This window comes from Amycolatopsis sp. N2S4-7 (assembly GCF_058119595.1).
In genome coordinates this window covers 5,415,734-5,437,531 of the sequence record NZ_CP172299.1, presented here as the reverse complement: position 1 = coordinate 5,437,531, position 21,798 = coordinate 5,415,734, and the positions used below count along the sequence as shown (strand labels likewise).

Sequence of the window (21,798 nt, the reverse complement as noted above, 5' to 3'; positions counted from 1 at the left end):
CGATGATCCCACCGGCGCGAGTCACGCTTCGCGGCGCCGCCGGACCAGTGCGTTGGCCAGCCCGCTGCCCACCAGCAGGAAGCCCACGCCGAGCAGCCCGCCGATGAAGAGGAAGTCCATGACGCCGTACGCGATGTCGCTCTTCGGCATCAGGTTCACCAGCCGGAAGCCCCATTCGGGCATGGCCATCGCGGCGACGCCGGGCAGCACGCCGTAGATCAGCCCGCCCAGGATCGGGCCGACCGCCGACAGGGCGCCGAACGCGGCGACGACCAGCAGCAGGATCGCCCCGCCGGCCAGCAGCGCGATGCCCAGCGCGTCGCGATTGGTGCTGAGGGTGGCCTGGACGAGCTGCTGCTGGCGCAGCCCGCCCCAGCTCAGCAGGCCCAGCGCGACCGGCGTCAGCACGAGCCCGCCCAGCGCGCTGACCACGTGCGCGCCACCTCGGCGCGGCCGCTCGTCGAGCACGTCGGTGGTGTCTTCGTAGTCCTCGTAGTCGTCTTCGTAGTCGGCGTACCGATGGGTCGACATGGCCGTCACCTCCCGCATGATGAGTTCACGGGTGGCATCGTGCCTCGGTTCACCCTCCGGCGCGACGGTCGCTCGGCGAGCGGTCGGATCGGCTGACCGGCGGGTTCCGCCCTGGTGATCCGCGCCACAAAGCGCGGGTGGAGACTTGATACCGACCACTACTGGAACCATCCAGCTCCGTCAAGCAGTACGCTTGTACCGCTACCGGCGAGACGTATCGAAGAACGCGAAGATCCGCGGAAGGAGCACCGCTGCTCATGGCCAAGATCAAGGTCCAGGGCACCGTCGTCGAACTCGACGGCGATGAGATGACCCGCATCATTTGGCAGTTCATCAAGGACAAGCTGATCCACCCGTACCTGGACGTGAACCTGGACTACTACGACCTGGGTATCGAGGAGCGGGACCGCACCGACGACCAGGTCACGGTCGACTCCGCGAACGCGATCAAGAAGCACGGCGTGGGCGTCAAGTGCGCCACGATCACCCCGGACGAGGCCCGGGTCGAGGAGTTCGGCCTCAAGAAGATGTGGCTGTCCCCGAACGGGACGATCCGCAACATCCTCGGCGGCGTGATCTTCCGCGAGCCGATCGTCATCCAGAACATCCCGCGGCTGGTGCCGACGTGGACGAAGCCGATCATCATCGGCCGGCACGCCCACGGCGACCAGTACAAGGCGACCAACTTCAAGGTCCCCGGCCCGGGCACGCTGACCATCAGCTACACCCCCGAAGACGGCTCCGAGCCCATGGAGTTCGAGGTCGCGAAGTTCCCCGAGGGCGGCGGCGTCGCGATGGGGATGTACAACTTCAAGAAGTCCATCGAGGACTTCGCGCGCGCCTCGCTGCAGTACGGCCTCGACCGCGGCCTGCCGGTCTACCTCTCCACCAAGAACACGATCCTCAAGGCCTACGACGGCCAGTTCAAGGACGTGTTCGAGGAGATCTTCCAGAACGAGTTCAAGGCCGACTTCGACGCCAAGGGCATCTCCTACGAGCACCGCCTGATCGACGACATGGTCGCCGCGGCGATGAAGTGGGAGGGCGGCTACGTCTGGGCGTGCAAGAACTACGACGGTGACGTCCAGTCCGACACGGTCGCGCAGGGCTTCGGCTCGCTCGGCCTGATGACGTCGGTGCTGCGCACGCCGGACGGCCGGACCGTCGAGGCCGAGGCCGCGCACGGCACGGTCACCCGGCACTACCGCCAGCACCAGCAGGGCAAGCCGACGTCGACGAACCCGATCGCGTCGATCTACGCCTGGACCCGCGGCCTCGAGCACCGCGGCAAGCTGGACGGCAACCAGGAGCTGATCGGCTTCGCGAACAAGCTGGAGCAGGTCGTCGTCGAGACCGTCGAAAGCGGTCAGATGACGAAGGACCTCGCGCTGCTCATCGGCAAGGACCAGCCGTGGCAGACGACCGAGGAGTTCCTCGCGACGCTGGACGACAACCTGGCGAAGAAGATCGCCCAGGGCTGAGTTTTCCCGCTGGAAACCCCCTTCCCGGCTCGCCGGGGAGGGGTTTTCGCGTGTTCACGCGCAGTGACGGGACTGGCGCCTCCGGGTGGTTGCGGCGTCCGGCGCTGTCGGTGTGGGTAAAGGATTGCCTACCCTTGGCGGGGACGGGGCTCGCGGTTGGAGGAAGGCATGTCGAAGAAGACTCTGATCATCTTGGGCGCCATCGTCCTGGTCATCGTCGTGTACGTGATGAACACGGACAAGCAGGCCTCGGGTGCCTCGGCCACCGGCTGCAAGGTGACCGTGACGGCGGACGTCCTCAACGCCCGCGAGACCGCCGACGGCAACGCGAAGATCGTCGGCAAGTACCTCCGCGACGCCCAGTTCGACGCCTTGCCGGGCGTCCAGAACGGCTTCCGCAAGGTGGCCGACGACAAGTGGGTGGCGGCGGCGTTCACCGAGCCGGTCGCGGGTTCCGCCTGCTGACCGCTCGTGCTCCTCTCCGGCTTCGGCGCCGTTTTTGTCGGTGGTGGCTGCTAGAACTGACCACGTCGAAAAACGCTGGTCGGCGGCCTGGGTTGCCGGGGAGGAGGAAGCGTCCGGGGACGGGCGAAAACTGAATGCGGCACCGGGTGTGGTGAGTGTCCGCGGGGTCTCCAGGGGGAGTTCCGCGGGCTGAGGAGCCAGGCCGTGGGGGTTGGAACAGAGGCTGGGTCGGGTTTCGGTGGGGTTCGAAGCGCGGCGGCGTTCTCGGGGATTGCGCTCAGACGGGGGTCAGAGCGCGGGGAAGGTCTTCGAGGGCACGCCCCAAGAGGGCACCGCGCGCAGAGGGCACCGCGCCCAGAGGGCACCGCGCCCAGAGGGCACCGCGCCCAGAGGGCACCGCGCCCAGAGGGCACCGCGCCCAGAGGGCACCGCCCCCAGAGGGCACCGCCCCCAGAGGGCAGGCGCGGGGACGTCTCCGTCGGCGCTGCGCCCGGTCGGCGGTCAGAGCGCCACGACGAGGTCCTCCTCCGCCACCAGCACCTCGCCGCCGAAGCGGCTTCGGGCCTCCTCGGCCGCCGCCGCTCGATCCGTGCCCGGCCAGAAGTGGGTCAGCATGAGTCGGCGGGCTCCGGCCTTCTCGGCCCAGTCGCCCGCCTCCGCGGCGGTCATCAGGTAGCGGGGCTCTCCCGCCGGCGGTGGGGTGCGGAGGGTGGCGTCGCAGATGAACAGGTCCGCGTCGCGACCCAGCTCGGACAGCCGGGGCGACGGTCCCGTGTCGCCGGTGTAGGCCACCGTCAGCCCGGGCGCCGTGAGGCGGACGCCGAAGTTCGGCTGGTGGTGGGGCAGCGGGAACGGTGTCAGGCGGAACGGTCCGAGGTCGGCCGGCTCGCTCAGGTCGTGCACGGCGAACAGCTCCGTGGGGTGCGGCCGCGGCTCCATCGCCTCCAGCCGCCGGACCGTGCCGGGCGTGCAGTGCAGCGGCAACCGCTCGCCGGGCGCCTGCGCCTGGACGGTGTAGTGCCACGCCCGCCCGAGGGCGCTGACGTCCGCGCAGTGGTCGGGGTGCTCGTGCGTCACGACGACGGCGTCCGGCAGCCGGTCCCGGCCGTGCGCGAACAGCCGGGACGCGGCGCCGTAGCCGAGGTCGAGGACGACCCGGAAGCCGTCGTGCGACAGCAGGAAGCCGGCGCACGCGCGCCCCGGTTCCGGCCAGGCACCACAGCTGCCGAGCACGGTCAGCCGGCTCACGACGTCGCCCATGCGCGGCAGTCTGGCAGAGCGCCGTCGGCCCCGGCCCGGCCCGGCCGGTAGCGTGCACGACGTGCTGACCGTGTCCACCGTGAACGTCAACGGCCTCCGCGCCGCCGCCAAGAAGGGCTTCGTCGAGTGGCTCGCCACGACGAAGGCCGACGTGGTCGCCTGTCAGGAGGTGCGCGCCGAAGCGAGCCAGCTGCCCGCGGAGGTCGTCGAGCCCGAAGGCTGGTTCTCGGTGCACGCCCCCTCGGCCGTCAAGGGGCGCAACGGCGTTGCCATCTACAGCCGCGTCGAGCCCGAAGAGGTGCGCATCGGCTTCGGGGAGCCCGAGTTCGAGGACAGCGGGCGCTACCTCGAGGTGCACCTGCCGAACGTCGTCGTCGCGAGCCTCTACCTGCCCAGCGGGGACGTCGGCACCGAACGCCAGGCCGAGAAGGAACGCTTCATGGCCGCGTTCCTGCCCTACCTCGTCGAGCTGCGGGCGAAGGCCGCCGCGGCCGGGCGCGAGGTCGTCGTCGTGGGGGACTGGAACATCGCCTACGACACGGTCGACCTCAAGAACTGGCGCGGCAACCGCAAGAACTCCGGCTTCCTGCCCGAAGAGCGCGAGTGGCTCGGCCGCGTCTACACCGAGGCGGGCTACACGGACGTCCAGCGCCGCCTCGACCCCGAAGGCCCCGGCCCCTACACGTGGTGGTCCTACCGCGGCCAGGCCTTCGACAACGACTCCGGCTGGCGCATCGACTGCCAGCTCGCGACGCCCGGCCTCGCCGAAAAGGTTGTCGAAGTCGTGGTCGAGCGCGCCGCGGCCTACGACCAGCGCTGGTCCGACCACGCGCCCGTCACGGCCACCTACGACATCTAGGCCGCGCGGGCGGCGCGCCAGGCCGCGCTGTCCACGAAGTGGTTGTCGAACCGGTCCTGCGACGCCAGGATCTCCGACGGCGACGCCTCGCCCCGCCGGATCCGGTCGATCATCCGGAAGTACTCGAAGCGCTCGACGCCGGGCGTGAACACGATCAGCACGTCCGCACCCGACCGCGAAGTCGCGCCGAAGGCGTGGTTCGTGTGCGGCGGCACGAACAGCATGTCGCCGGTCCGCACCGTCACGATCTCCTCGCCGTTCAGCACCTCCAGCTCCCCGTCGAGCATGAAGAACATCTCCGCCGACGACGTGTGGAAGTGCGGCGTCGCGCCGTCACGCCCGCGTCCCAGTGAGGCACGGTTGGTGCTCAGGTGCCCGCCGGTCTGGGAGACGTCGGCAAGCAGCGTCATGGTGTCGGGGGTCGAGCCGAGCTGTTCGGCTTCGTCGTGGCGTACCAGCAAAGTCGTCATGCCCGAGATGGTTCCACGCCTGATAGTTCGCTGTCAAACTATCCGGCGACGAATAGTGCTGGCGTCGAATAGGCTGGGCGGGTGACTGACGAAGACGCCGTCGATGCCGTCGTTTCGGCGTGGCAACGCGAACGCCCCGACCTCGACCTGACGGCCATCGGCGTCGCCGGGCGGCTCGGGCGGCTGAGCCTGGTGCTCGGGCCCGCCCAGGAGCGCGTGTTCGGCAAGTTCGGCCTGCAGCGCGGGGAGTTCGACGTCCTGGCCGCGCTCCGGCGGTCGGGGCCGCCCTACACGCTGATCCCGTCCGAGCTGTCCGCGACGCTGATGATGTCGCGCGCCGGCATGACGAGCCGCCTCGACCGGCTGGAGAAGGCCGGGTTCGTCGAGCGCACGCTCGACCCGAACGACCGCCGCAGCTTCCGCATCCGCTTGACCGACCAGGGATTCGAGACCGTCGACGCCGCGATGACGGAGCACACCGCGAACGTCAGCGAACTGCTTTCTTCCTTGCCGGACAAGGAAATCGGCCTGCTCGACGACGTCCTGCGCAAGCTCCTCCGCCGGTTCGACACCCCCTGAGCGCGAAAAGGGCCTCCCCGGCCAGTGGCGACCGGAAAGGCCCTTCTCGCCGCGCCCGGCTCAGCAGGACAGGTTGCCGCCCGTGGGGACCCCGAGGATCCCGGCGAACCGCGTGTACAGGTCGATCCGGCTCTGGACCTGGGCGGGGTTGCCGCCGTTGCACTCCAGGGAACCGTTGATGCTGCGGATGGTCTCGCCGAACCCGCGCTGGTTGACCATCGCGTCGTGGGGCGTCATCGTGCCCGGGCCGCTTTGGGTGTTCCAGTACCAGAGCCCGGTCTTCCACGCGACGGCCGCGTCCTGTTCGACCAGGTACGGGTTGTGCAGCAGGTCGATGTCGAGCGAGTCGCCGGCGGCCTTGTAGTTGAAGTTCCAGCTCAGCTGGATCGGGCCGCGGCCGTAGTAGGCCGCGGTGCCCGCCGGGCAGCCGTAGGACTGACTGGTGTCGCAGTAGTGCGGGTAGTTCGCGGTGTTCTGCTCGACGACGTAGACGAGGCCGCCGGTTTCGTGGCTGACGTTCGCCAGGAACGCCGCGGCCTCCTGCTGCTTCACCGTGTCGTCGCCGGTGTTCGTGAACCCGGGGTAGGCCGACAGGGCCGCCGTGAGCCCGCTGTAGGTGTAGAAGCTGTTGCGGCCGGGGAACATCTGGTTGAACTGGGCTTCGCTGACGACGAAGGAGGCGGCGGGCGCGGCGGACGCGGTCGTGGCGGGGAGCACGACGGCGGCGGCCGCGGCGGCGAGCGCGCTCACCGCCACTCCGGCGCGCTTCAGGAACCGGGGGATCGACATGCGGACTCCTCTTGATCACGCCGGTCGTGCGCGGTCCGACCGAGCCGGATGGGCTACCCCAAGAGGTATAGACCAATCACTATCGAGTTAATAGTTTTCCGAACAAGACGACGCGATCGGACCAGCGAGCACTGCGACGAACGGCAGAGCGTGAAGCGAGCTTGCGATGAACGGGTGATGCCCGAGCGGACACGAATCGGCCAGCTGCTACTCCCGGTATGAGCGTTCCGTCGTGCGCAACGGCCGCTTGGGCGGTTGGAGTGAACCGCAGGGCCGCCCGGACCGTGTCCCCGGTTGGGGGCTAGTCTCGGCTCCCGAGTCGATCAGTACCGACAGGTCTTGACACGCTCGGTAGTTTTTTGACCAGTAGCATGCAGCGTCTCACTCGGATGGGTGAGCCATTAGGTGAGACACAGCGCTCGTCACTCGCGGGAGGCACTCCGGTGCGCAACCCAGGTCAAACCCTGATGCGGTCCACGCTGCGCGCGTTCCGCGCGGCCGTGGTGGTCGCGCTGGTCCCGGCGGGCCTGCTGCTGGCCGGCGGCGGAAGCGCGTTCGCCGACGTCGTGACGACCGCGCGGGCCGACGCCAACGCGGAGAGCTTCGGCGTGCTCGGCCCGGTCGGGCTGGTCGCCGTCGCGCTGGGCATCGTCGGGATGACGCTGGGTGTGCTGCGCCAGCGCCGCAAGACCCGGGTGGCCGAAGCCGCCCCGGCCGTCCCCGAAGTCCCGGACCCGGTCACCGCGATGGCCGAAGCCGTCCTCGGCGAGCCCGACGCCACGCCGACGCGCCCGTTCCTCACCCAGCGCCCGCACGCCTGAGGGCCCTCGGCGCCCGCCGCGCGTCCCGGCCTGAAAGAATCCTGACGTGTCCGAAGAGCAGACCGTCGCAGCAGAGCGCCGCCCGCGGGTCCTGTCCGGGATCCAGCCCACCGCCGACTCGTTCCACCTCGGCAACTACCTCGGCGCGCTGCGCCAGTGGGTGCGGATGCAGGACACGCACGAGACGTTCTACTGCGTGGTCGACCTGCACGCCATCACCGTCGAGCAGGACCCGAAGGTGCTGCGGCAGCGCACCCGCGTCTCGGCCGCGCAGCTGCTGGCGATCGGCATCGACCCGGCGCGCAGTGCCCTGTTCGCGCAGAGCCACGTGCCGGAGCACGCCCAGCTCAGCTGGGTGATGGAGTGCCAGACCGGCTTCGGCGAGGCCGGCCGGATGACGCAGTTCAAGGACAAGTCCGCGAAGCAGGGCGCCGACCGTTCGAGCGTCGGCCTGTTCACGTACCCGATCCTGCAGGCCGCGGACATCCTGCTGTACCAGGCCGACGCCGTCCCGGTCGGCGAGGACCAGCGCCAGCACCTGGAGCTGACGCGCAACCTCGCGCAGCGGTTCAACAACCGGCTGGGCAAGACGTTCACGGTGCCCGAGCCGTACATCATCAAGGACACGGCGAAGATCTACGACCTCCAGGACCCGACGGCCAAGATGAGCAAGTCGGCGTCCAGCGCGAACGGTCTCGTGGAGCTGCTCGAGGACCCGAAGCGCTCGGCGAAGAAGATCCGCTCGGCGGTCACCGACACCGGCCGCGAGGTGGTGTTCGACCCCGAGAACAAGGCGGGCGTTTCGAACCTGCTGACCATCTACTCGGCGCTGACCGAGCGGCCGATCGCCGACCTCGAGGCCGCGTACGAAGGCAAGGGTTACGGCGACCTGAAGAAGGACCTCGGCGAGGTGTTCGTCGAGTGGGTCACCCCGATCCAGGAGCGGGTCAAGTCCTATTTGGACGACGTCGCCGAGCTGGACAAGGTCCTCGCGGCGGGAGCCGAGCGGGCTCGCGAGGTGGCTTCGAAGACGCTGGCGAAGACGTACCAGCGGATCGGGTTCCTGCCGCCGGTGCGGTGAAGCTGATCCTGGTGAACGGCCCGCCGGGCAGCGGGAAGTCGACGCTGGCCCGGCGCTACGCCGACGACCACCCGCCGGCTCTGGCCCTGGACGTGGACCGGGTCCGAGCGCTGATCGGCGGCTGGCGTGCGTCGCCCGGTGAGGCGGGGTTGCTGGCGCGGGACATCGCGGTGGCGGCGGCGCGCACGCACCTGGCGGCGGGACACGACGTGGTGGTGCCGCAGTTGCTGGCCCGGCCGGGGTTCGCCGAGCGGCTCGAAGGGCTGGCCCGCGAAGGCGGCGCGGAGTTCCACGAGGTCGTGCTCCTGCCGGGCCGTGAAGAGACGTTCCGCCGTTTTGCGGGCCGCGGATCGTCGGAGATCGAGACGGCCGCGCCGCTCACCGAAACCGAGCTGGCCGACGCGTACGACCGGGTGGCCGAGTACACCACGACCAGGCCCAGGGCGTTGGTCCTCGGCGGGGCGACGACCTACCAGGCGTTCCTCGCCTCCCTCACGTAAGCCGCTCGCGTTGCGGGAGTCACCGGGCGTGGTTAGCGTTTCACAGTGGCGAACGAAGAGAAGGAAAAGCTCCTGCCGCGGTTGCGGCGGAAGTACCCGTGGCTCGATCACCTCATCCGGGCCAACGACGCCTTCACCGAGCGGTACGGCAACCACTACGCCGCCGCGATCACCTACTTCAGCGTGCTCTCCGTCTTCCCGCTGTTCATGGTCGCGTTCGCCGTGGTCGGGCTGGTCGTCAACCACGATCAGACGATCATCACCAAGATCACCGACGGCATCGACAACTCCGTGCCCGAAGGTCTCAAGGACCTGGTCAACGGCATCGTCAAGGGCGCGCTGGACTCCGGCGGCGGGATCGGGATCTTCGGTCTGCTCATCGCGCTCTACTCCGGCATCGGCTGGATGTCGAACCTGCGGGACGCGCTCACCGCCCAGTGGGGTCAGGAAAAACAGTCGCAGCCGATCGTCAAGCAGACGCTCAAGGACCTCGTCGCGCTGATCGGGCTCGGCGTCGCGCTCGTCGTCTCCTTCGCGCTGACCGCGGTCGGCGGCGGTGTCGGGCAGTTCCTGCTCGAACTCGTCGGGCTCGAACAGCAGACCTGGGCGATCGTCCTGCTCCGCGGCGCGACCATCGTGCTCGGCCTGGCCGCGAACACCCTCGTCTTCATCTGGGTGATCGCGCGGCTGCCGCGGGAGCGGGTCGCGCTGCGGAGTGCCGTCAAGGGCGCTGCCGTCGCCGCCGTCGGGTTCGTCATCCTGCAGCAGGTCGGCTCGATCTACCTGGCCAGCGTCACGAAGTCGCCGTCGGCCGCGCTGTTCGGGCCGGTCATCGGCCTGCTCGTGTTCGCGAACCTCGTCTCGCGCTTCCTCCTGCTCATCACGGCGTGGACCGCGACGGCGAAGGAGAACCAGCGCACGGTCGTCGAGCCACCGCCGCCCGTGCTGCTGGAGCAGCGCGTCACCGTGCAGCGCGGGCCGGGGCTCGGCGCGGTCGCGGGGGCGTTCAGCGCCGGCGCCCTGCTCGCGTGGCTGGGTGGCCGCCGGAAGTCTTGACAGCGACGGTGGTGGTAAAGAAACTGAACCGGTAAGAATTCTGAACCGGAGGTTTCATGCTGCTCGACGCCGCTCGCGAGTGCGCCGCCCTCGCCAAGACGCTCGCGCCCGTCACCGAGCAGCAGCGCGCGCTGCCGGCCGAGCTGGTCGAAAAGCTGACCGACGCGCAGCTCTTCCGCACCGGCGTCCCCGGCTACCTCGGCGGCCCCGAAGCGCCGCCGGCCGTCAGCCTCGAAACCGCGGAGACGATCGCGCGCGGTGACGCGTCGGCCGGCTGGTGCGTCTCGATCGCCGTGACGAGCAGCCTGCTTTCGGCCTACGCCCCGCGCAAGTGCGCCGAGGAGGTCTTCGGCGACCCGAAGACCGTCGCCGCCGGGGTGTGGGCGCCGCGCGGGACCGGCGAGAAGGTCGACGGCGGCTACGTCGTCTCCGGCCGCTGGGCGTTCTGCAGCGGTATCCCGCACGCCGACTGGCTCTTCGCCGGTTTCGTGCACCAGAACGAGCTGTACGTCGCCGCGTTGCCGAAGGCCGAAATCGAGGTGCTCGACACGTGGCACACGAACGGCCTGCGCGGCACCGGCAGCCACGACTGCGTCGCCGACGAGCTGTTCGTCCCGGACCACCGCGTCTTCTCGGTGATGGGCGGGCCGCCCGCGGAAGCCGTTGCGCTGCACCGGTTTCCGCTCTTCGGCTTCTTCGCGCTGTCGGTCGCGGCGGCCGCGCTGGGCAACGCGCGCGGCGCGATCGACGACCTCGTCGAGCTCGCCTCGACGCGGAAACCGCTCGGCTCCCGCCGTTCGCTCGCCGAACGGTCCCAGACCCAGGCCGCCGTCGCGGAAGCCGAGGCCGCCCTGCGCGCGGCGCGGCTGCTGTTCTACGCCAGCATCGACGACGCCTGGCAGGCCGCGCAGGGCACCGATCCGGTGCCGGACACGCTCAAGCTCGGCCTCCGGCTGGCCGCCACGCACGTGACGCGCACCGCCGCGAAGGTCGCCGAGAGCATGTACGACCTCGGCGGCGGCGCGGCGATCTACGAGACTTCGCCGTTGCAGCGCCGGTTCCGCGACGCCCACACCGCGACCGCGCACTTCCAGGTCAACCCGGCCAGCTTCGAGCTGTCCGGCAAGCTGCTGCTGGGCGTCCCGGCGCGCACGGAGCAGCTGTGACCGGCCTCGAGCACCGGTTCACGGCGGACTCGGTCGGGCGGGCGCTCGACCTGGTCGGCGAGCGGTGGAGCCTGCTCATCCTGCGGGAGACGTTCTTCGGCGTGCGCCGCTACGGCGAGTTCGCGCGCAACCTGGCCATCCCGCGCCCGACGTTGTCCGCCCGGCTGAAGACCCTCGTCGACGCGGGCGTGCTCGACCGCGTCGACCCGGTGCCCGAGTACGTGCTGACCAAGGCCGGACGCGATCTCTTCGGGGCGGTCGTCACGCTGATGCAGTGGGGCGACCGGCACCTCGCGGGGCCGGAGGGGCCGCCGATCCTGTTGCGGCACAACGACTGCGGCCAGATCGCCGAGACGTTCGTGGCCTGCGGGCACTGCGGCGGCGCGATCTCGACCGGGACCGTGACCCCGGAGCCCGGCCCCGGGTTCGGCTAGTTCGCGGCCTTCTTGCGCTGGTGCCCGACCACGAACCCGCCGACGATGACCAGGAACACGATCAGCGTGAGGATCCAGCCGGTGACCCCGAACGGGTCTTCCTTGGCGGCGGCCGCGGACGAGGACGTCCCGCTGTTGCCGGTGCCGCCGTCGGCGAGCACGGACGGGTCAGTGCTCTCCGGCGTCGCCACCGGGGCCTGGTAGCTGATCTGGCCGACCGGCTCGGCGCGGTCGGCTTCCAGCTCGAAGCCGTAGTCGAGCAGCTTCGACGCCTGGTCGACCACCTTGGTCGGCTTCTGCTCGGCGCGCAGCATGACGACCGCGAGCCGCTTCCCCTTCCGCTGCGCCGCGCCGACGTAGGTGTGGCGGGCGTCGTCGGTGAAGCCGGTCTTGCCGCCGAGGAAGCCGGGGTAGACGCCGAGCAGCTTGTTGTCGTTGTAGATCGGGATGGCCGGCTTGCCGCCGGTCGGCGGGATCTCGAAGTTCTTCGTCGAGACGACCCGCGCGAACTCCGGCTGCTTCATCGCGTAGTGGAAGATCAGGCTCAGGTCGTAGGCCGAGGTCGACATACCCGGCCCGTCGAGGCCCGACGGCGTCGCGGCGCGCGTGTCGAGCGCGCCGATCTTCGCCGCCAGCGTGTTCATCTTCGCCACCGCGGTGTCGACCCCGCCGAGCGCCGTGGCGAACGCGTGCGCGACGTCGTTGCCCGAGTGCATCAGCAGGCCGTGCAGCAGCTGGTCGACGGTGTACTGGCCGCCGGCGACGAGGCCGACGCAGGTGCACTCCTGCTCGGCGTCCTCCTTCGTCGCGACGATCACCTGCTGGGGGTTCAGCTGGGTGACGACGACCAGCGCGAGCAGCGTCTTGATCAGCGACGCGGGCCGCTGCCGGGCGTGCGGGTCCTTCGCCGCGACGACCGCTCCGGTGTCGAGGTCCTGCACCAGCCACGACGCCGCGGTGTTGCCGTCCGGCGGGTTGAGCGCGCCGGCGGGGGTGACGAGGCCGCACTCGGCCATCCGCGCGCCGCCGGCCGGGACCGCGGGCACGGTCAGCGGGGGCGGGGTAGGCCGGCCCGGCGCGGGCTTCTCCGACGTGTCGACCGGAGGCGGCGGGGACTGGCGGTTCGCGCACGACCCCTGCTGCGGCGCCGCGGCCGCCAGTGCCGGGGTGCTCAGGGCCAGGAGGGCGGCGGCGAGCGTCGTCGTGAGGACCTTGAGCGACCGGGAGACAGCGGAGTGCACCCACGCAATCTAGCGCCGCGGCCCGCGTCGCATACTCAGGGGCATGCGCATTTCGCGAGGCACCTCGCTGTTCCTGCTGGCCTTCGGCGTGTGGTCGTGGATCATCTGGATCACCTTCGCCAAGAACCTGTGGGACAGCGACCGGGCCTGGACCCCCGACGGCTCGCCGACCGCGTACTTCGTGGTGCACGCCGTGCTGACCGTCGTGTCGTTCGTGCTCGGCACGATCATCGGCGTGCTGGGCTGGCGCGGGGTGCGTGCTTCGTCGCGGGCCTCCTGACTTTGGTCGGTGGCGCGGTCTTCCGGGCCGGTTTAGGTTGACGCCACCGACTCTGGAGGTGGAATGTCCCGTTTACGCCGAATGGCGGCCCCGCTGGTGCTGGCCGTCGCGGGTGGCCTGTTCGCCGCGCCGGCCGCCGAGGCCGCGCCGGTCGCCTGTGACACGACGAGCACGCCGTACACCTATGTGGTGACGTACCAGCCGGGCACGCGCGCTTCGGCCGTCGACAAGGAGCTGGCGGCCAAGTGCGGCACGAAGGTGGCGTACTACGGCGAGATCGGCGTCGCGATCGCCAGCTCGCGCAACGCGGACTTCCAGCAGAAGATCGGCGTCTACCGGGCGTATTCGGGCGGCAAGGACGTGGCTTCCGCGGGTTCGGCCGCTTCGGCTCGTTCACTCGGTGCGGTGAAAACGCTGGAGGACACGCGTTCGGTGGCGGCCGCGGGTGACCTGTCGGCCCAGCAGTGGGACATGAAGGCGATCCACGCGCCCGAAGCGAACAAGATCAACCAGGGCAGCCGCGCGGTGACGGTCGGCGTGCTCGACTCGGGCATCGACGCGACCCACCCGGCGTTGAAGGCGGCCGTCTCCGCTTCCGCCTCGGCCGGGTGCGTGAGCGGGGCGCCGGACCTCTCGCCGGCGTCGTGGGCGCCGACGACGTCCGACCACGGGACGCACGTGGCGGGCACGATCGCGGGCAAGGACCCGGCGGCGGGCTTCACGGGCATCGCGCCGGGCGTGCGGCTGGCCTCGGTGAAGGTCGTCAACGACGACGGCTACATCTTCCCGGAGTCGGCGGTGTGCGGCTTCGTGTGGGCGGCCCAGCACGGCTTCCAGGTGACGAACAACAGCTACTACGTCGACCCGGGCATGTTCTTCTGCTCGCGCGAGCCGGGCGACGCGGCGGCTTTCGAGGCCGTCCGCCGCGCGATCGAGTACTCGACGCACCACGGCGTCCTGAACGTCTCGGCGGCGGGCAACTCGGGCTTCGACACGACGAAGCAGACGACGGACCCGAACCGCCCGCACCCGGTGGACTCCTCGTGCGGCATCCTCCCGAAGGCGATCGACGGGGTCGTGACGGTGTCGTCGGTGGGCTACGCGGGCACGAAGTCGTCGTTCAGCAACTACGGTTCGATCGACGTGACGGCCCCGGGCGGCGACTTCTCGCAGCTGCCGCCGGACGGCTCCGGTCCGGCATGCCCGCTGTCGACGACGGTGTTCGGCGGGCTGTACGGCTCCAAGTGCGGAACGTCGATGGCGTCCCCGCACGCGGCCGGTGTGGCGGCGCTGCTGGCGTCGAAGTTCCGCGGGGCCCCGCCTTGGCTGCTGGCCCAGCTGCTGGAGGGCGAGGCGGACGTGGTGAAGTGCGCGTCGGCCGAGACGGAGTGCACGGGTCCGGCGAAGAACAACTCCTACTACGGCCACGGCCTGGTCAACGCTCTGGACGCAGTGCGCTGACCGCATGCGAAGGGCCTCCTCGCTCGGCTGAGCGGGGAGGCCCTTCGTCGTGTTAAAACGTCAGACGCGCTTGAAGAGCAGGGCGCGCTTCACTTCCTGGATCGCCTTCGTCACCTGGATGCCTCGCGGGCAGGCGTCGGTGCAGTTGAACGTCGTGCGGCAACGCCACACGCCTTCGCCGTCGTTCAGGATGTCCAGCCGCTCCTCCGCCCCCTCGTCGCGGGAGTCGAAGATGAACCGGTGGGCGTTGACGATCGCCGCCGGGCCGAAGTACGAGCCGTCGTTCCAGTACACCGGGCAGGACGACGTGCAGCACGCGCAGAGGATGCACTTCGTCGTGTCGTCGAACCGGTCGCGATCCGCCTGGGACTGGATGCGCTCGCGCGTCGGCTCGTTGCCGTAGGTGATCAGGTACGGCTTGATCGCGCGGTACGCCTCGAAGAACGGGTCCATGTCGACGTAGAGGTCCTTCAACGTCGTCAGGCCCTTGATCGGGGCGATCGTGATCGTCGTCTGCTTGCCGTCCTTGGCCAGCAGGTCCTTCATCAGCACCTTGCAGGCCAGCCGGTTGATGCCGTTGATCTGCATCGCGTCGGACCCGCACACGCCGTGCGCGCAGGAGCGGCGGAACGAGAACGTGCCGTCGATGTAGTCCTTGACGTAGAACAGCAGGTTCAGCAGCCGGTCGGTGCGCTGCGCCGGGACGTCGTAGGACTCCCAGTGCGGCTCGCTGTCGACCTCCGGGTTGAACCGGAGGATCTTCAGCGTGACCGTGATCGGCGTGTGGTCCGACTCCGACGAAGCGGCCGGAGCTTCAGTAGCGGTGGTCATCAGTACTTCCGCTCCATCGGTTCGTAGCGGGTGAAGGTCACGGGCTTGTAGTCGAGCCGGATGTCCGCGGACAGGCCGGTGCCCTGCTTGTAGGCCATGGTGTGCCGCATGAAGTTCGTGTCGTCGCGGGTCGGGTAGTCCTCGCGGGCGTGGCCGCCGCGGGACTCCTTGCGCGCCAGCGCGCCCACCACGAGCACCTCGGCCAGCTCCAGCAGGAAGCCGAGCTCGACGGCCTCGAGCAGGTCGGTGTTGTACCGCTTGCCCTTGTCCGCCACGGTGATCCGCTGGTACCGCTCCTTCAGCGCCTGGACGTCGGTCAGCGCCTGCTTCAGCGTGTCCTCGGTCCGGTACACCGACGCGTGCGAGTCCATCGTCTGCTGCATTTCCTTGCGGATGTCGGCGACGCGCTCGTCGCCGTGCTCGGAAAGCAGGCCCGCGAGCTGGTCCTCGACCAGCTTGGTCGGGTTCTCGGGCAGCTCGACGTGCTCGTGCGCCAGCGCGTACTCCGCGGCCGCGAGGCCGGCGCGGCGGCCGAAGACGTTGATGTCGAGCAGCGAGTTCGTGCCGAGCCGGTTGGAGCCGTGCACGGACACGCACGCGACCTCGCCCGCGGCGTACAGGCCGGGGATGACGTTTTCGTTGTCCCGCAACGCTTCGCCGTGGATGTTGGTCGGGATGCCGCCCATCACGTAGTGGCAGGTCGGGAAGACCGGCACCGGCTCCTTCACCGGGTCGACGCCCAGGTAGGTCCGGGAGAACTCCATGATGTCCGGGAGCTTCGCGTTCAGCGTCTCCTCGGGGATGTGCGTGACGTCGAGGACGACGTAGTCCTTGTTCGGGCCGCAACCCCGGCCCTGCAGCACTTCCTGCACCATCGAGCGGGCGACGATGTCGCGCGGCGCGAGGTCCTTGATGGTGGGGGCGTAGCGCTCCATGAACCGCTCGCCGGAGGCGTTGCGCAGGATCCCGCCCTCGCCGCGGACGGCTTCGGAGATGAGGATGCCCAGGCCCGCGAGGCCGGTCGGGTGGAACTGGAAGAACTCCATGTCCTCCAGCGGGAGGCCCTTGCGGAAGATGATGCCGAGGCCGTCACCGGTCAGGGTGTGCGCGTTCGACGTCGTCTTGAAGATCTTGCCCGCGCCGCCGGTGGCGAACACGATCGACTTCGCCTGGAAGACGTGCAGCTCGCCGGTGGCCAGCTCGTAGGCGACGACGCCGGAGGCGACCGGGTTGCCGTTCTCGTCCGGGCTGGTGACGAGGTCGAGCACGTAGAACTCGTTGAAGAACTCCGTGCCGTACTTGACGCAGTTCTGGTACAGCGTCTGCAGGATCATGTGCCCGGTGCGGTCCGCGGCGTAGCAGGCGCGGCGGACGGCGGCCTTGCCGTGGTCACGCGTGTGCCCGCCGAAGCGGCGCTGGTCGATCTTGCCTTCGGGCGTGCGGTTGAACGGCAGGCCCATCTTCTCGAGGTCGAGGACGGCGTCGATGGCCTCCTTCGCCATGATCTCGGCGGCGTCCTGGTCGACCAGGTAGTCGCCGCCCTTGATCGTGTCGAAGGTGTGCCACTCCCAGTTGTCCTCTTCGACGTTCGCCAGCGCGGCGCACATGCCGCCCTGGGCCGCGCCCGTGTGGGACCGGGTCGGGTAGAGCTTGGTGAGGACCGCGGTGCGGGCGCGCTGGCCGGACTCGATGGCCGCGCGCATGCCGGCGCCGCCGGCACCGACGATCACCACGTCGTACTTGTGGAACTGCATGGTGGGAAGTCTCCGGAGTCAGTTCGCGGGCATGTTCGGGTCGAACGTGAAGATCACCATCGTGCCGACGGCCAGGATCAGCACCATGGACGTGTACAGCATGATCTTCAGCCAGAACCGCGTGCTGTCCTTGCGGGCGTAGTCGTCGATGATGGTGCGCAGCCCGTTGCCGCCGTGGATTTCGGCGAGCCAGAGCATCGCGAGGTCCCAGAACTGCCAGAACGGCGAGGCCCAGCGGCCGGCGACGAAGCCCCAGTTGATCCGGTGCACGCCGCCGTCGAGGATGTTCATGATCAGCAGGTGGCCGAGCACCAGGATGATCAGGGCGAGGCCCGAGATCCGCATGAACAGCCAGCTGTAGAGCTCGAAGTTGCTCCGGCGGGCGGCGGGACGCTTCGGCGCGCGCGGGTTCGCGAGGGCGAGGTCGGCCATGTCAGTTACCCCCGAAGAGCGTCTCGGCGGTGCGCTTCAGCATGAAGAACGCACCGGGGACCATCACGACGACCCAGATCACGCCGATGACCCACAGCATCGCCTTCTGGACCTTCGGGCCCTTCGACCAGAAGTCGACCAGCATGACGCGGATGCCGTTGAGCGCGTGGAACAGGACCGCGCCGACCAGGCCGACCTCGAGGAGGTTGACGATCGGGGTCTTGTAGGTCTCGATGACCTGGTCGTAGGTGTTCGGCGACACGCGCACCAGCGCGGTGTCGAGCACGTGCACGAACAGGAAGAAGAAAGTGAGCACGCCGGTGATGCGGTGCAGGACCCAGGACCACATGCCGGGGTCGCCCCGGTAGAAGGTCCCCTGCCGGCGTGAGGCACCCGCCCGATCGCTCGCCCCTGCCTCGGGGGCAGTGCTCGCCGTGGTGGACATCGGTGAACGGCCTCCAACGTCTGACTGTGCGCCCGGTGGCCGGTGAGGTCCGCAGCCGCTGCCGGAGCGGCGGCGATGCCGAGATCAACGTCATCGAGCCTGGATGAATCGGATGCTAGACCCGCACCAGGCAAGCGGCTCACCTCCGGGTTCCCCTCTGTGATGGACCAGACACCGGTACTCGCGCACCGCCACCCGGCGGTGTGGCGTGGCGCACTCGGTCGTGCGGTCGTCCCGGTCATCGGGAACACCGGAGATCTGACCTCTGCAAAATCTGATATCTGATGCGCTACGCCAAAAGACTGGTGCAGTCGATTAGTCGTTGACCAGGCCGGTCGTCATTCCTACTGTCGCTCGCACATACATCGGATCTCTCACGATGGGGTGACGTTCTGGTGAGACGACTCGGCCTGGTGATGACCGTCGCGGCCCTGCTTCCCGTGGTGGTGGTCACGCCCGCGCAAGCGCTGCCCGGCGGACTGGCGCTGACGCCCCCGATGGGCTTCAACAACTGGAACACGACCGGCTGCGCCGTCGACGAGCAGCTCATCCGCGACACCGCCGACATCTTCGTCGCCCAGGGCCTCAAGGCCGCCGGGTACGAGTACGTCAACGTCGACGACTGCTGGGCCGAACCCGCGCGCGACGCCGAAGGGCGCATGCAGGCGAACAAGGCCCGGTTCCCGAGCGGCATCAAGGCGCTGGCCGACTACGTCCACTCGAAGGGCCTCAAGTTCGGCATCTACACCAGCGCGGGCACCCTCACCTGCGCCAAGACCCAGCCCGGCGCGCTCGACCACGAGGACGTCGACGCGCAGACGTTCGCGGACTGGGGCGTGGACTACCTCAAGTACGACAACTGCAACAACCAGGGCCGGCCCGCGCTCGAGCGCTACACGAAGATGCGCGACGCGTTGAAGAAGACCGGTCGCCCGATCGTGTACTCGCTGTGCGAGTGGGGCGAGAACAAGCCGTGGACGTGGGGCGCCGACGTCGGGCACCTGTGGCGGACGACCGGCGACATCAAGGACAACTGGGCGAAGACGGTCCAGATCCTCAAGGCGAACGCCCCGCTCGCGCCGTACGCCGGGCCGGGCCACTGGAACGATCCCGACATGCTCGAGGTCGGCAACGGCGGGATGACGACGGAGGAGTACCGCTCGCACTTCTCCCTGTGGGCCATGATGGCCGCGCCGCTGCTCATCGGCGCCGACCTGCGCAAGGTGTCGCCGGAGAACTTCGACATCCTGCGCAACGCCGAGGTCATCGCGCTCGACCAGGACCGCCGGGGTGTCCAGGCGACCGTGCTGTCCAACCAGGACGGACACTGGGTGTTCGCCAAGCCGCTGGCCAACGGTGACGTCGCCGTCGCGCTGTTCAACGAGACGTCGGTCAACGCGACGATCGGCACCACCGCGGCCGCGGCCGGCCTGCCGAAGGCCGCCGGGTACTCCGTGCGGGACCTCTGGGCGCGCCGCGACCTCCAGACCGCCGGGCGCCTCTCCGCGGTCGTCCCGCCGCACGCGACCGTGGTGTACCGGGTCCGCGCGGGCGGCTCGTGGTGGCGCGACGCGCCCCTGGTGAGCACGGGCATCGAGCCGGTCGCGCCGGTGCCGGGCGTGCCGGGCGAGCTCACCCCGGCCGGGAAGCCGTTCGAGGTCACCGTGTCCGCGACCGACGAGGCCCGCGTCCCGGTGTTCGACCCCCGCGTCACGCTGACCGCGCCCGCCGGCTGGCGGGTGGAGCAGGTGGCCCGGCCGCGGGCCGTCGTGCTCGGGACCGGCGACACGGCGGCCGGGCGCTGGCGGGTCACCCCGCCCGCCGGGACCGAGGGCACGACGGCGGTGCTGCGCGGTGTCGTCACCTACCGGGCCCTCGGGTTCGGCCAGGTGAGCTGGACCGGCTCGCAGCAGCTGACCGTGCCCGCGGCACCGCCGACGGCGCCCGCGTGGGCGAGCGACCTGCGCTGGGCGGCGGAGAAGAACGGCTACGGTCCCGTCGAGCGCGACATGTCCAACGGCAGCATCCCGGCCGGCGACGGCAAGCCGCTGACGATCAACGGCGTCGGCTACCCGAAGGGCCTCGGCGCGCACGCCCCCAGCGAGGTCGTCTTCTACCTGGGCGGACGCTGCACGGCGTTCACGGCGGACGCGGGGGTCGACGACGAGCGCGAGGCGACGAACAAGCAGGGCTCGGCGACGTTCGAGATCTACGCGGACGCCGCGAAGGTGGCTTCGACGGGTGTGCGGACGTGGCAGGACCCCGCGGTGCCGCTGGCCGCGGACCTGACCGGCGCCCAGTACCTGCGGCTGGTCGTCACCGACGGCGGCGACGGCAACTCCTACGACCGCGGCGACTGGGCCGCGGCCCACCTGACCTGCGCCTGAAGCCGTCATCTCACTGAGTGACCGGGCCGGCCGGAATCCCGGCCGGCCCGGCACACTGAGTGACAGAAAACGGGATTTCGGCCGTCCCGCCGCCCGCGATCCCGCCGAAAGTAGCGCCGACGCCGCCCGATGATCACGGGCGGTATCCAGTTCGTCGCGCGCGAGACTGCTGAGTAAACGTTTGTGTTACGTAGCGTGCCTTTCCTATGGCGCATTCCTGTCCGTTGGGTACGGTCTGGCGGTCGACCCGGCAGTAGGGCCGGGTCGTGCCCTTGACCATCCGCTGGATCAGCGGGGAGGGAGACACACGTTGCGTCGCATGCGTGGAACCGCGCTGGCCGCCGCGGCCATGGCCGGGGTGCTCGCCCTGGCCGGGTGCGCCAAGGACTCGAGCGGTGGCAGCACCAACAACACCGCGAGCTCGTCGGGTGGCTCGGACTGCGTCACCGCGCAGAAGCCGCCCGCCGCGCCCGCCGCCTCGAGCAGCACCGCGGCCGCCGGTGGCAAGGTCGACGGCAGCAAGCTCAAGATCGGCCTGGCCTTCGACGTCGGCGGCCGGGGTGACGCGTCCTTCAACGACGCCGCCGCCGCGGGCACCGACAAGGCGAAGTCCGACCTCGGCGTGACGACGGTCAGCGAGAGCACCGCCAGCGCCAGCGAGGCCGAGTCGGCCAAGCAGCAGCGCCTCGACCAGATGGCCTCGTCGGGCCTGAACCCGATCATCGCGGTCGGCTTCGCCTACGCGCCGTCGGTCAAGGTCGTCGCCGCGAAGTACCCGAACACCAAGTTCGCGATCGTCGACGACGACTCGATCCAGCTGCCGAACGTGACGCCGCTGGTCTTCGCCGAGGAGCAGGGCTCGTTCCTGGCCGGCGTCGCCGCCGCGTACAAGAGCAAGAGCTGCCACATCGGCTTCGTCGGCGGTGTCAACACCCCGCTGATCCAGAAGTTCGAGGCCGGCTTCCTGCAGGGCGCGAAGACCGTTTCGAGCAAGATCAAGATCGAGGACGAGTACCTCACCCCGGCCGGTGACTTCTCCGGGTTCCAGGACCCGCCGAAGGGCAACGCGAAGGCCGCGGCCGAGATCGCCAAGGGCGCGGACGTCATCTACCACGCCGCCGGCGCTTCCGGTAAGGGCGTCTTCGACGCCGCCAAGGCGGGCAACGCGCTGGCCATCGGCGTCGACTCCGACCAGTACAACCAGAAGACCGTCGAGGCCGACAAGGACGTCATCATCACGTCCATGCTCAAGCGGGTCGACGTCGCGGTGTTCGACTACGTCACCGCGCTGGCCAAGGGCGACCTGACGACCCTGCCGAAGCGGTTCGACCTCAAGGTCGACGGCGTCGGCTACGCCACCTCCGGCGGCAAGGTCGACGACATCAAGGACGTCCTGGACGGCTACAAGGCCCAGATCATCTCGGGCGCGATCACCGTTTCGGACAAGCCGCAGAAGTAACTCTCGACGCGGCAGG

Annotated in this window: 22 protein-coding genes and 1 pseudogene; 14 read left to right on the top strand and 9 right to left on the bottom strand. The window is 69.7% G+C overall.

The window, feature by feature from the left end; translation table 11 throughout:
* Positions 1–21: 21 nt before the first annotated feature.
* Entirely contained in the window at positions 22–531 is a 510-nt protein-coding gene (locus ACH54P_RS25275; RefSeq protein ID WP_489905863.1) for a hypothetical protein, read from the bottom strand.
* 257 nt (positions 532–788) lie between these two features.
* On the opposite strand from ACH54P_RS25275, the gene ACH54P_RS25270 reads away from it, so the two are divergent.
* Positions 789–2,012, top strand: coding sequence for an NADP-dependent isocitrate dehydrogenase (locus tag ACH54P_RS25270; protein WP_489905862.1), 1,224 nt, complete (start codon positions 789–791; stop codon positions 2,010–2,012).
* A 168-nt stretch (positions 2,013–2,180) separates the two neighbouring features.
* Positions 2,181–2,477, top strand: a complete 297-nt coding sequence (locus tag ACH54P_RS25265) for an SH3 domain-containing protein (protein ID WP_489905861.1) — start codon at positions 2,181–2,183, stop codon at positions 2,475–2,477.
* Between the two features lie 501 nt (positions 2,478–2,978).
* Here ACH54P_RS25265 and ACH54P_RS25260 read toward each other — a convergent pair.
* On the bottom strand, positions 2,979–3,737 hold the full coding sequence (locus ACH54P_RS25260; RefSeq protein WP_489905860.1) for an MBL fold metallo-hydrolase: 759 nt from the start codon (positions 3,735–3,737) through the stop codon (positions 2,979–2,981).
* Between the two features lie 52 nt (positions 3,738–3,789).
* Here ACH54P_RS25260 and ACH54P_RS25255 point away from each other — a divergent pair, with 52 nt between their 5' ends.
* Positions 3,790–4,596: an exodeoxyribonuclease III gene (locus tag ACH54P_RS25255; protein ID WP_489905859.1), complete on the top strand. Its 807-nt coding sequence runs from the start codon at positions 3,790–3,792 to the stop codon at positions 4,594–4,596.
* Here ACH54P_RS25255 and ACH54P_RS25250 read toward each other — a convergent pair.
* Positions 4,593–5,066, bottom strand: coding sequence for a cupin domain-containing protein (locus ACH54P_RS25250; RefSeq protein ID WP_489905858.1), 474 nt, complete (start codon positions 5,064–5,066; stop codon positions 4,593–4,595). The two genes, ACH54P_RS25255 and ACH54P_RS25250, sit on opposite strands and share 4 nt — an antisense overlap.
* An 81-nt stretch (positions 5,067–5,147) precedes the next feature.
* On the opposite strand from ACH54P_RS25250, the gene ACH54P_RS25245 reads away from it, so the two are divergent.
* Positions 5,148–5,645 carry a MarR family winged helix-turn-helix transcriptional regulator gene (locus tag ACH54P_RS25245; protein WP_489905857.1) on the top strand — a complete coding sequence of 166 codons (498 nt, stop codon included), beginning with the start codon at positions 5,148–5,150 and terminating at the stop codon, positions 5,643–5,645.
* A 60-nt stretch (positions 5,646–5,705) separates the two neighbouring features.
* Here the strand turns inward: ACH54P_RS25245 and ACH54P_RS25240 are convergent.
* Positions 5,706–6,340: pseudogene (locus ACH54P_RS25240) on the bottom strand (chitinase); the annotation flags it as partial.
* A gap of 561 nt (positions 6,341–6,901) precedes the next feature.
* On the opposite strand from ACH54P_RS25240, the gene ACH54P_RS25235 reads away from it, so the two are divergent.
* The 6 genes from ACH54P_RS25235 to ACH54P_RS25210 are packed head-to-tail and all read left to right on the top strand — an operon-like array spanning position 6,902 to position 11,492.
* Entirely contained in the window at positions 6,902–7,255 is a 354-nt protein-coding gene (locus tag ACH54P_RS25235) for a hypothetical protein (RefSeq protein ID WP_489905856.1), read from the top strand.
* A 46-nt stretch (positions 7,256–7,301) separates the two neighbouring features.
* Positions 7,302–8,336 carry a tryptophan--tRNA ligase gene (gene trpS / locus ACH54P_RS25230; protein WP_489905855.1) on the top strand — a complete coding sequence of 345 codons (1,035 nt, stop codon included), beginning with the start codon at positions 7,302–7,304 and terminating at the stop codon, positions 8,334–8,336.
* The gene (locus ACH54P_RS25225; RefSeq protein ID WP_489905854.1) at positions 8,333–8,836 is read left to right on the top strand and encodes an AAA family ATPase; all 504 of its coding nucleotides are present in this window, start codon (positions 8,333–8,335) and stop codon (positions 8,834–8,836) included. Before trpS ends, ACH54P_RS25225 begins: the two co-directional genes overlap by 4 nt.
* Before the next feature lie 45 nt (positions 8,837–8,881).
* Positions 8,882–9,892, top strand: a complete 1,011-nt coding sequence (yhjD, locus tag ACH54P_RS25220; protein ID WP_489905853.1) for an inner membrane protein YhjD — start codon at positions 8,882–8,884, stop codon at positions 9,890–9,892.
* A gap of 56 nt (positions 9,893–9,948) precedes the next feature.
* Positions 9,949–11,058, top strand: coding sequence for an acyl-CoA dehydrogenase family protein (locus ACH54P_RS25215; RefSeq protein WP_489905852.1), 1,110 nt, complete (start codon positions 9,949–9,951; stop codon positions 11,056–11,058).
* Positions 11,055–11,492, top strand: coding sequence for a winged helix-turn-helix transcriptional regulator (locus tag ACH54P_RS25210; RefSeq protein ID WP_489905851.1), 438 nt, complete (start codon positions 11,055–11,057; stop codon positions 11,490–11,492). The genes ACH54P_RS25215 and ACH54P_RS25210 overlap by 4 nt, the downstream gene beginning before the upstream one ends.
* Here the strand turns inward: ACH54P_RS25210 and ACH54P_RS25205 are convergent.
* Positions 11,489–12,733 carry a D-alanyl-D-alanine carboxypeptidase family protein gene (locus ACH54P_RS25205; RefSeq protein WP_489905850.1) on the bottom strand — a complete coding sequence of 415 codons (1,245 nt, stop codon included), beginning with the start codon at positions 12,731–12,733 and terminating at the stop codon, positions 11,489–11,491. The two genes, ACH54P_RS25210 and ACH54P_RS25205, sit on opposite strands and share 4 nt — an antisense overlap.
* 43 nt (positions 12,734–12,776) lie before the next feature.
* Here ACH54P_RS25205 and ACH54P_RS25200 point away from each other — a divergent pair, with 43 nt between their 5' ends.
* Both ACH54P_RS25200 and ACH54P_RS25195 read left to right on the top strand, forming a co-directional pair.
* Positions 12,777–13,013: an SCO4848 family membrane protein gene (locus tag ACH54P_RS25200; RefSeq protein ID WP_489905849.1), complete on the top strand. Its 237-nt coding sequence runs from the start codon at positions 12,777–12,779 to the stop codon at positions 13,011–13,013.
* 63 nt (positions 13,014–13,076) lie between these two features.
* Entirely contained in the window at positions 13,077–14,474 is a 1,398-nt protein-coding gene (locus tag ACH54P_RS25195) for a S8 family peptidase (protein ID WP_489905848.1), read from the top strand.
* Between the two features lie 60 nt (positions 14,475–14,534).
* Here the strand turns inward: ACH54P_RS25195 and ACH54P_RS25190 are convergent, their stop codons facing one another.
* Genes ACH54P_RS25190 through sdhC form a run of 4 tightly spaced genes read right to left on the bottom strand, consistent with a single transcriptional unit; the run spans position 14,535 to position 17,936 of the window.
* Entirely contained in the window at positions 14,535–15,305 is a 771-nt protein-coding gene (locus ACH54P_RS25190; RefSeq protein ID WP_489905847.1) for a succinate dehydrogenase iron-sulfur subunit, read from the bottom strand.
* Complete coding sequence (sdhA, locus tag ACH54P_RS25185; protein WP_489905846.1) at positions 15,305–17,059, bottom strand: succinate dehydrogenase flavoprotein subunit; 1,755 nt, start codon at positions 17,057–17,059, stop codon at positions 15,305–15,307. The genes ACH54P_RS25190 and sdhA overlap by 1 nt, the downstream gene beginning before the upstream one ends.
* A gap of 18 nt (positions 17,060–17,077) precedes the next feature.
* Positions 17,078–17,491, bottom strand: coding sequence for a succinate dehydrogenase hydrophobic membrane anchor subunit (locus ACH54P_RS25180; RefSeq protein ID WP_489905845.1), 414 nt, complete (start codon positions 17,489–17,491; stop codon positions 17,078–17,080).
* Between the two features lies 1 nt (position 17,492).
* Positions 17,493–17,936 (bottom strand): succinate dehydrogenase, cytochrome b556 subunit, encoded by a 444-nt coding sequence (gene sdhC / locus ACH54P_RS25175; RefSeq protein WP_489905844.1) that lies wholly within the window; start codon positions 17,934–17,936, stop codon positions 17,493–17,495.
* 416 nt (positions 17,937–18,352) lie between these two features.
* On the opposite strand from sdhC, the gene ACH54P_RS25170 reads away from it, so the two are divergent.
* The gene (locus tag ACH54P_RS25170; protein WP_489916624.1) at positions 18,353–20,323 is read left to right on the top strand and encodes an NPCBM/NEW2 domain-containing protein; all 1,971 of its coding nucleotides are present in this window, start codon (positions 18,353–18,355) and stop codon (positions 20,321–20,323) included.
* Between the two features lie 319 nt (positions 20,324–20,642).
* Positions 20,643–21,782, top strand: a complete 1,140-nt coding sequence (locus tag ACH54P_RS25165; protein ID WP_489905843.1) for a BMP family lipoprotein — start codon at positions 20,643–20,645, stop codon at positions 21,780–21,782.
* The last annotated feature ends 16 nt before the right edge of the window (positions 21,783–21,798 follow it).

Excerpts from the sequence above, each read along its gene's own strand:
- ACH54P_RS25275 (WP_489905863.1), bottom strand. The coding sequence starts at position 531 with ATGTCGACCCATCGGTACGCCGACTACGAAGACGACTACGAGGACTAC.
- ACH54P_RS25270 (WP_489905862.1), top strand. The coding sequence starts at position 789 with ATGGCCAAGATCAAGGTCCAGGGCACCGTCGTCGAACTCGACGGCGAT.
- ACH54P_RS25265 (WP_489905861.1), top strand. The coding sequence starts at position 2,181 with ATGTCGAAGAAGACTCTGATCATCTTGGGCGCCATCGTCCTGGTCATC.
- ACH54P_RS25260 (WP_489905860.1), bottom strand. The coding sequence starts at position 3,737 with ATGGGCGACGTCGTGAGCCGGCTGACCGTGCTCGGCAGCTGTGGTGCC.
- ACH54P_RS25250 (WP_489905858.1), bottom strand. The coding sequence starts at position 5,066 with ATGACGACTTTGCTGGTACGCCACGACGAAGCCGAACAGCTCGGCTCG.
- ACH54P_RS25235 (WP_489905856.1), top strand. The coding sequence starts at position 6,902 with ATGCGGTCCACGCTGCGCGCGTTCCGCGCGGCCGTGGTGGTCGCGCTG.
- ACH54P_RS25215 (WP_489905852.1), top strand. The coding sequence starts at position 9,949 with ATGCTGCTCGACGCCGCTCGCGAGTGCGCCGCCCTCGCCAAGACGCTC.
- ACH54P_RS25200 (WP_489905849.1), top strand. The coding sequence starts at position 12,777 with ATGCGCATTTCGCGAGGCACCTCGCTGTTCCTGCTGGCCTTCGGCGTG.
- ACH54P_RS25195 (WP_489905848.1), top strand. The coding sequence starts at position 13,077 with ATGTCCCGTTTACGCCGAATGGCGGCCCCGCTGGTGCTGGCCGTCGCG.
- ACH54P_RS25190 (WP_489905847.1), bottom strand. The coding sequence starts at position 15,305 with ATGACCACCGCTACTGAAGCTCCGGCCGCTTCGTCGGAGTCGGACCAC.
- sdhA (WP_489905846.1), bottom strand. The coding sequence starts at position 17,059 with ATGCAGTTCCACAAGTACGACGTGGTGATCGTCGGTGCCGGCGGCGCC.
- ACH54P_RS25180 (WP_489905845.1), bottom strand. The coding sequence starts at position 17,491 with ATGGCCGACCTCGCCCTCGCGAACCCGCGCGCGCCGAAGCGTCCCGCC.
- sdhC (WP_489905844.1), bottom strand. The coding sequence starts at position 17,936 with ATGTCCACCACGGCGAGCACTGCCCCCGAGGCAGGGGCGAGCGATCGG.
- ACH54P_RS25170 (WP_489916624.1), top strand. The coding sequence starts at position 18,353 with ATGACCGTCGCGGCCCTGCTTCCCGTGGTGGTGGTCACGCCCGCGCAA.
- ACH54P_RS25165 (WP_489905843.1), top strand. The coding sequence starts at position 20,643 with ATGCGTGGAACCGCGCTGGCCGCCGCGGCCATGGCCGGGGTGCTCGCC.